Below are 7,518 nucleotides of genomic sequence, written 5' to 3'. Positions count from 1 at the left end.
AGATATAATTATTTAAATATTTCATTAAAAATACATTGCAATGAAATTTGACACATCTTTTTAGCTAACTTTAATAAAAAATTTGGCCATGAAAAAATCTATCCTTTTTCTGTTGGGAGCTTCTGCTATGCTTTCAGCGCAGATTACGCTTACCAAAGCTTCTCATGATCCTATCCTCAACGATGTTGTGGACAACAAAATCATCACCGGAACTGTGGATAATTCTGCAACCGGAGCCAATGCTACATTTTCAAACAACGGTCTTACTTTGGGTGCACCGGCGCTAGTAAGTTATCTACCCCCTGCAGCAAGTGAAATCACTACTTTCCCAGGCACCAATATTAAAATGTTTGAAGGAACAACCTCCATACTTTACAAAGCCTCCCCCACAAAATTAGAGATCACAGGAATTGTAAACCCTCAGGTTACTCTGAATCTGAGTATGGATAATGGGACTTATATGACTTATCCTATTACCTACGGACCTGCTCAGAATGATACCGCCAAAGGAACTTTTTCGTCAACTTTAATTAACGGAATATGTGTGGGTACTACTTCTACTGAGGCCGATGCTTATGGAACATTGATCCTGGGTGGTCACACTTATAATAATATTCTCCGGGTAAAATTTATACAGAATTTTAATTTATATTCTGTTTTGGACATCACCTTTTCAAACCCTCTGGGTTCTGTTACCAATACCGCTTATTCTTACTATGATGCTTCTCACAGATATCCACTGCTGAGTTCTACTACAGTCAACTTATCGGTACCTGCCCTGAGCATCAACCAGACCACCACCAGTTCTCTGGCATTGACTATCGCAACACTGGCAGCACATGAAGTAAATAAAAAAGAAAGCTTTAGTATCTATCCTAATCCTGCACAGGATTTTATTGGATTTAAAGGAAATACAGAAAACTATTCAAAAGCGAATATCTACAGTCTGGATGGAAAACTTATCAAAACTGCAGATATGAATTCAGGAAACATACAGATCTCTGATCTTCCACCCGCCTCTTATTTCATTGAGGTAAGTGGTAAAAATTCTGAAACGAAAAAGAATATAAAATTCATCAAGAAATGATAATAAAAAAATCTCGTTCAAAGCTAATGAACGAGATTTTTTTGATCTGTTTGTTTTAAGCCCTAAAGAATAATTATAATTCTCTTTATGCCTTTAGTATTTTCCAGCATCTCGCTTCCAGCATTTTTTAGAAAGTAGCCGCCGGTGCTGTATCATTATTCAGTTTTTTCTGAACCTCAGTTTTTTTTCCTTTAGAAAAATCATAGCTCAGGCCTATTACAAACATAGACTTGTTGTTCATGATCTGTGTATGAACTTTATAATCCACCAAACTTTCAGATAAGCTTTTCGTTTTATATTCGGAAGGCATTCCTATCCAGTACATCCCTGTAGAAAAAGTAAAGTTTTTATGTTTATAGCTGATAAAAACATTATTCTGATTCTCATTAGTATTCAAAAAAGCACCACTAAGACTGTACGTTGGGATATTAAACTGATATTGAGCAGAGAAATTTTTATATTCGGAAGACAGTACAAAATAGTTGGCGAGATAATCATTTTTAATTACTGCCCCGGTACCGGTTTTTACCATTTCAAAAGTGGGAGCCAAATTAGCTTTTACCACTAAAACATTGTTCCCGAAAGGCTTAAAAGACCCTGAAATAAAGGCTCCAACCTGCTGAGCATACTTTCCGTTTTCATAAGTCAGTGCATAACCTCCAAAAGTATTATCCAAAATATAATACTGATTGATCACCCGGTCTGTGTAAGAATAGGACACATTCACATTAAAATCAAAATACTTGTTGTTCAACGAATACGTAAGGCTATTGGTCCATTTCTGTTGAGATGTAAGGAAAGGGTTTCCTTTCTGTACAATATTGGGAGCGAGCTGAACGACATTACTGCTGAGTGCATTACTCAATGGGCTTATAGGTTTATAACTGCTGGTAAACCGGATGCTCTGATTATTTTTAAGCTGATAAGCCAGCACTACTTTTGGAGTAAAAGACCACTCATCAAAGGTATTTTCTGCACTTTTATTATGAATATTGGTAAGCCCTACCCCGATACGGTAGCTGAACTTATCTATTTTCCCGGCAAATTCACTGTAAAGATATTGCTCCAGATAAGTAACCTTATATTGAGTGTATCCGGAAAGATTGTTCAGGTCATTGGAAATTGAAGAGTTTGAAATACGATATCCCGACGAAAGTTTTCCCGCTTTAAAATCATGAGTACCTGCCAACTCTCCCACAAAACTTGTCTGCTTAGCCTTTAAAATCATATCGTTGTCATATACGGAAAGACCGGTTCCTGTAACCCATTCTTTAGCTGTTTCTGAAGAATTGGTGGTATAATCGGAAACTACAGCATTAATGCTCAACTCATCTTTTAGACCTATTTTTTTAGAATAATAAAGATCCAGCTTAGGAATTACATAATCTGAACCATTATTTTTAAACATTGCATGCTCTTCAATGGCATTATCTGTTGTAAAAATACTTTGTCCGGTTCCTTTTGAAAACCTGCTGAAAATATTCATATTCATTTTTGCCTGAAACACATAATTATCAGGAACCAAACGGGTATAACGCAATGCTACAGACTGATAAGTATAGCCAAAATGATCTTTCCTGTCCTCATTAGACCGATAATGTTTACCATCCAACTGATAATCATAAATACTGTTTACCCTTCTGTCATTGTAATCCCTTACATTAAGAGAGTATTCCAATCCTATATCATTCTTGCCTTTTGTATAATTAGCATACGCAGATGCATTTACAAAGCCTGTATTCACTGCTGAAAATCCTTCTGCCCCAAAAACATATCCCGTTTCAGTAGATCTGGTCAGAATATTGACTACAATATCTGCTCTTGTTGCCCATCTTGCCGGTGGAATATCATAATATTCTACTTTCACCACTTCACTGGGCGCTACACTTCTGATCTGCATGTCTGTAGCTTCCACTCCGTTTATGAGAAATAAAGCAGTACCTCCTTTTGTACTTGTAATCGTATTTGAAACCGGGTCCAGCTGCAGCTCAGGAAGTGTACTTAGCAAATCCTTTGCATACCGGGCTTTTTCCAGAGCGGCTTTATCAAAAGTATACACTGCTTTATCAGCAAACTGCTTCTTACGTTGTGCCTTTACAATAATTTCCTGAAGCTCTTTTGTCTCTGAAGTACTCACCGTATCATTTTTTACTTCCTGTGAAAAAACGAAGGTTCCACAAAGAATGCAAATGGTATATATAGTTTTTCTCATGTCTGAAATGGATTATACTTTTATGACAATCTATTCCTGAAATGTATTACATTACCTTTAATTTTAAAATAAAAAAACACCAATACCATTGACAAATTAAGTGTTTTTTCTGTGAATTTTAATTATTATGTTAAATTCAGCCCGCTTTTTGCTGCTATTTTTTCACACCACAAAATATAAGATTATGAAAAAAGTAATGCTCTTCATCCCCTGTCTCCTTTTTTCAGTATTGCAGGCACAGGAGGAACAAAATATTTCAGCTGAAAAGATGAATATCGTCAAGACGAATGTTACCGCTTATGCATTCAGGAATATCAACCTGTCTTATGAGCGGGCTTTTAATCAATGGCTTTCCCTGAATATTGGTTTCGGAACAATGCCGGAAGGCAAAGTCCCTTTTATCAATGCCTTTCTGAAGGATAAGGATGAAAAAAGATTTGAAAACCTAAGAGTAAAAGCTACCAATTTCACCATTGAACCAAGGTTCTATATCGGGAAAGGATATGGAAAAGGATTTTATTTCGCTCCTTATTACCGCTATTCGGATGTTTCTTCCAATACTTTTGATTTCTACTATGATTATAACGGACCGGATGGGAATACCTATCAGATCCCCCTTAAAGGGCAGGGAAATACAAAGGGCAATAGCGGCGGACTTATGGTAGGAGTTCAGTTTTTCCTTACCCGAAGCCAGAATCTGGTCCTTGATTTCTGGATTGCCGGAGCTCATTACGGAAGTGGAAAAGGTGACTTTACGATGACTTCTGATTATGTTCTTACATCAGATATGCAGTCACAATTAAAAAAAGAAATAGAAAATCTGGATATTCCGTTTGTAAAATACACTGTGGAAACCAATGCTAATGGAGCAAAAATAAAAGTGGACGGGCCGTGGGCAGGCTTCAGAAGTGGACTTTCTTTGGGATACAGATTTTAATACAAAAATTTGATTTATGAAATATCAGACAAATAAACCCGGCGCCGCAGAGAATCTGCAACGCCGGGTTTATTTTAATGGTAAGCTTGTTTAAATTTTTCTATCATACTGTCCAGATTATGACGCTGAACATACACAGTTTTCACCTCTTCATATCGTGGTGATTTGTAGAAAACTTCATGAAAATCCATACTTCCGTTTCCTACTTTTACGACTTTCTGTACTTCAATATTAAGTTTTTTTAGCTCGTCTTTAAAGACTTTAAATTCATCCTGGATACTACTGCTCATTTATATTTTTAAGTTTTTAGTTAAAATTTCATTTTTGCCGACCTACCCCATCACTTCCCGGGGCAGCGACTTAAATTTTTAATAAATTTAGCAAATTTTATCAATATAAACACCTTTATACCATTATTTATTCGTTTTATTTATCAAAATAACCAAAACATAATTCATTTCACAACCACAATTAATCACCCACCAGAGAGGGAATACGGAGAAACAAACGTATACATCGTACTCATCATGATATTTATCATATTTATTTAAGAAAATGCACCCCCCCCTAAGAAGATGGTAAAAAAAAATTCAACATACATTTTCCTTTACAGTAAGCCTTTTCAACGAAAAAAAATATTTTTTCAAAAAAAACTAAAAAATAGTGTAACATTTTAAAAACTCTCGTCTCTAAAAGACAAATAAACCTTAAAACTTTAGAAATCATGAAAAAATTCACATTCCTTCTTATCATCATGTTATTTTTTGCAGCAGTATGTAATATATTTGGTCAGGAAAAAGCATACCCATTTGAGGTGAAAAAAACCGGAAAGGGAAAACAGTCTTTAATTCTGATTCCCGGATTTGCATCTTCAGGAGATGTATGGAACGAAACAACTGCAAAGTTTGAAAAAGATTTCACCTGTTATACTTTAACTATGGCAGGATTTGCAGGAGCAAAACCCAATGCTGAGGCCAGCTTCAAAGATTGGGAAAGGGGAATTGCAGCTTATATAAAGAACAATAAAATTGAAAAGCCCATTATCATTGGACACAGTATGGGTGGTGGACTCGCTCTGGCAATTGCTTCAGATTATCCTGAGCTGGCAGGTAAAATTGTAATTGTAGATACGTTACCTTGCCTGGCAGCAATCTCCGACCCTAATTTTAAATCCAAGGAAAACAATGACTGCTCAACCACCATCAGTAAGTTTACAGCAATGCCCGATGAAGACTTTCGAAAAATGCAGACTCAGACTATCCCACGTCTTTTGGCTGACACTTCTATGCAGGAAACTGTGATTAACTGGAGTATGAAATCTGACAGAAAAACATTCGCAAAAATGTATTGTGATTTCTCTAATACAGATCTTAGGGAAACTATCAAAAACATACAGTGCCCCTCTCTTATTCTTTTAGAGTCTTATTTTGTATTTATGAAACCATCCATTGAAGCACAGTACTCCAATCTTAAAAATGCTAATCTTCAATATTCCACAAAAGGATTACACTTCATTATGTATGATGACAAAGAATGGTATTTTAACCAGCTTAATAACTTTTTATCCGCAAAATAATGGTATTTGAGGATATTTACGAAACCTATTGGCAAAAAATATTCCGCTTGTGCATGGGATATGTAAATGATCCCGACCTCGCTCAGGATCTTGCTCAGGAAACATTCATCATCGTTTGGCAGCAACTTCCGAAATTCAGAAATGAATCAGGAATCGGAACATGGATCTTCAGAATTGCTTCCAACAACTGCCTCCGACAGATAGAAAAAGAAAAAAGATTTTCTAAAACAGATTTACCCATTAATCTGGAAGAGAAAAGACAGGAATCTATGGAACCTCAGATAATGCTGCTCTATCAGTTTATTTCAGAGCTTCCGGAAACAGACAGAATTATCATCTCTCTGGAACTGGAAGAACTAAAGCAGGTAGAAATAGCTCAGATTACAGGACTCTCGGAATCTAACATCCGGGTAAAAATCCACAGGATCAAAGAAAAATTAACACAAAAATTTAAGCACAATGGATACTAATATTGATTTTAAAAATATCTGGAAACAGCAGACTTCCAAGAAACCTAATATAGAAGAGCTTCTCAATACTCTGAAAAAATTTAAAAATGAAAACCTTCGTAAACTTATCCTTGCTAACCTTTTACTGATTGCAACCAGCTTGTGTATTGCTTTTATCTGGTATCGTTATCAGCCTCAACTGATCAGTACAAAGATTGGAATCGTACTTGTTATTCTGGCTATGGTTATCTTTCTATTGGCTTACAACAGGATGTTTATGATCTTTTATAAAATTGATAACACCCAATCCAACAGCGACTATCTTCAGAATCTCTATCGGGTAAAGAACAAACAGAAATTTATGCAGACCACCATGCTTAATATATACTTCATGATGCTGTTTCTCGGAATATGCCTGTATATGTATGAATACGCTTCAAAAATGTCATCTTTTTCTGCAATTCTGACTTATGCCGTTACTCTATTGTGGATCGCTTTCAACTGGTTTTATATCAGACCTAAAACAATTAAGAAACAACAGGGGAAAATTGACGGATTAATTAATAAATTTGAGGAAATAAATAATCAGTTAAAGGAAATATGAATTCTTCCGACAATAAAAACCACTGGGAAAATGTTTACGAAACTAAAAATCCAGATCAGGTAAGCTGGACTCAGAAAAAGCCTCAGACTTCTCTTGATTTTATTAATTCTTTCGGATTGGGAAAAGAGGCTAAAATTATAGATATTGGTGGTGGAGACAGTAATCTTGTTGATTTTCTGCTTGAAGAAGGTTATGAAAACATTACCGTATTGGATATTTCTGCCAGAGCTTTGGAAAAAGCTAAGAAAAGATTGGGACATAAGGCTGAGAAAGTAAAATGGATTGCCACAGATATTACCACTTTTGAGCCTACAGAAACCTATGATATCTGGCATGACAGAGCTGCCTTCCATTTCCTGACAACTTCAGAGCAGGTTGCAAAATATATTGACATTGCAAAGAAAAGTATTAATAGCTTCCTTGTTTTAGGAACTTTTTCCAAAAATGGGCCTGCTAAATGCAGTGGACTTGATATTCAGCAATATGATGAGGAATCTCTTTCTACAAAATTTAAAGGAGATTTCGATAAGATTCAATGTATTGGGGAAGATCACACTACTCCTTTCGATACTACCCAAAACTTTATTTTCTGCAGCTTTAAAAAGCACTGATTTTTATAGTTTTTTTATTTATTTTTGGCGGACAAAAAAACA

8 protein-coding genes are annotated in these 7,518 nt (G+C 35.6%); 6 read left to right on the top strand and 2 right to left on the bottom strand.

Going from position 1 to position 7,518, the window contains the following annotated elements; genetic code table 11:
• The first annotated feature begins 88 nt into the window (after positions 1-88).
• Positions 89-1,087 (top strand): T9SS type A sorting domain-containing protein, encoded by a 999-nt coding sequence (locus WH267_RS24320; RefSeq protein WP_340011571.1) that lies wholly within the window; start codon positions 89-91, stop codon positions 1,085-1,087.
• A gap of 127 nt (positions 1,088-1,214) precedes the next feature.
• On the opposite strand, the gene WH267_RS24315 is transcribed toward WH267_RS24320, so the two are convergent.
• Positions 1,215-3,299, bottom strand: coding sequence for an outer membrane beta-barrel protein (locus tag WH267_RS24315; RefSeq protein ID WP_340011570.1), 2,085 nt, complete (start codon positions 3,297-3,299; stop codon positions 1,215-1,217).
• Between the two features lie 184 nt (positions 3,300-3,483).
• Between WH267_RS24315 and WH267_RS24310 the strand changes: the two genes are divergently transcribed.
• Positions 3,484-4,236 carry a DUF3575 domain-containing protein gene (locus WH267_RS24310; protein ID WP_340011568.1) on the top strand — a complete coding sequence of 251 codons (753 nt, stop codon included), beginning with the start codon at positions 3,484-3,486 and terminating at the stop codon, positions 4,234-4,236.
• A 74-nt stretch (positions 4,237-4,310) separates the two neighbouring features.
• Here WH267_RS24310 and WH267_RS24305 read toward each other — a convergent pair whose 3' ends face one another.
• Positions 4,311-4,526 carry a hypothetical protein gene (locus WH267_RS24305; RefSeq protein WP_115970288.1) on the bottom strand — a complete coding sequence of 72 codons (216 nt, stop codon included), beginning with the start codon at positions 4,524-4,526 and terminating at the stop codon, positions 4,311-4,313.
• 434 nt (positions 4,527-4,960) lie between these two features.
• Here WH267_RS24305 and WH267_RS24300 point away from each other — a divergent pair, with 434 nt between their 5' ends.
• From WH267_RS24300 to WH267_RS24285, 4 genes are read left to right on the top strand one after another with little or no spacing between them, the layout of a single operon-like run.
• On the top strand, positions 4,961-5,812 hold the full coding sequence (locus WH267_RS24300; RefSeq protein ID WP_340011567.1) for an alpha/beta fold hydrolase: 852 nt from the start codon (positions 4,961-4,963) through the stop codon (positions 5,810-5,812).
• Positions 5,812-6,282: an RNA polymerase sigma factor gene (locus WH267_RS24295; protein WP_340011565.1), complete on the top strand. Its 471-nt coding sequence runs from the start codon at positions 5,812-5,814 to the stop codon at positions 6,280-6,282. The genes WH267_RS24300 and WH267_RS24295 overlap by 1 nt, the downstream gene beginning before the upstream one ends.
• Positions 6,272-6,865 carry a hypothetical protein gene (locus WH267_RS24290; protein ID WP_340011563.1) on the top strand — a complete coding sequence of 198 codons (594 nt, stop codon included), beginning with the start codon at positions 6,272-6,274 and terminating at the stop codon, positions 6,863-6,865. The genes WH267_RS24295 and WH267_RS24290 overlap by 11 nt, the downstream gene beginning before the upstream one ends.
• On the top strand, positions 6,862-7,476 hold the full coding sequence (locus WH267_RS24285) for a class I SAM-dependent methyltransferase (protein WP_340011561.1): 615 nt from the start codon (positions 6,862-6,864) through the stop codon (positions 7,474-7,476). The genes WH267_RS24290 and WH267_RS24285 overlap by 4 nt, the downstream gene beginning before the upstream one ends.
• Positions 7,477-7,518: the final 42 nt, after the last annotated feature.

This window comes from Chryseobacterium sp. MYb328 (genome assembly GCF_037572595.1).
Lineage (GTDB): Bacteria > Bacteroidota > Bacteroidia > Flavobacteriales > Weeksellaceae > Chryseobacterium > Chryseobacterium pennae.
The sequence above is the reverse complement of the archived record's forward strand: the minus strand, read 5'-3'. Positions and strand labels throughout refer to the sequence as shown.

Excerpts from the sequence above, each read along its gene's own strand:
- WH267_RS24320 (WP_340011571.1), top strand. The coding sequence starts at position 89 with ATGAAAAAATCTATCCTTTTTCTGTTGGGAGCTTCTGCTATGCTTTCA.
- WH267_RS24315 (WP_340011570.1), bottom strand. The coding sequence starts at position 3,299 with ATGAGAAAAACTATATATACCATTTGCATTCTTTGTGGAACCTTCGTT.
- WH267_RS24310 (WP_340011568.1), top strand. The coding sequence starts at position 3,484 with ATGAAAAAAGTAATGCTCTTCATCCCCTGTCTCCTTTTTTCAGTATTG.
- WH267_RS24305 (WP_115970288.1), bottom strand. The coding sequence starts at position 4,526 with ATGAGCAGTAGTATCCAGGATGAATTTAAAGTCTTTAAAGACGAGCTA.
- WH267_RS24300 (WP_340011567.1), top strand. The coding sequence starts at position 4,961 with ATGAAAAAATTCACATTCCTTCTTATCATCATGTTATTTTTTGCAGCA.
- WH267_RS24295 (WP_340011565.1), top strand. The coding sequence starts at position 5,812 with ATGGTATTTGAGGATATTTACGAAACCTATTGGCAAAAAATATTCCGC.
- WH267_RS24290 (WP_340011563.1), top strand. The coding sequence starts at position 6,272 with ATGGATACTAATATTGATTTTAAAAATATCTGGAAACAGCAGACTTCC.
- WH267_RS24285 (WP_340011561.1), top strand. The coding sequence starts at position 6,862 with ATGAATTCTTCCGACAATAAAAACCACTGGGAAAATGTTTACGAAACT.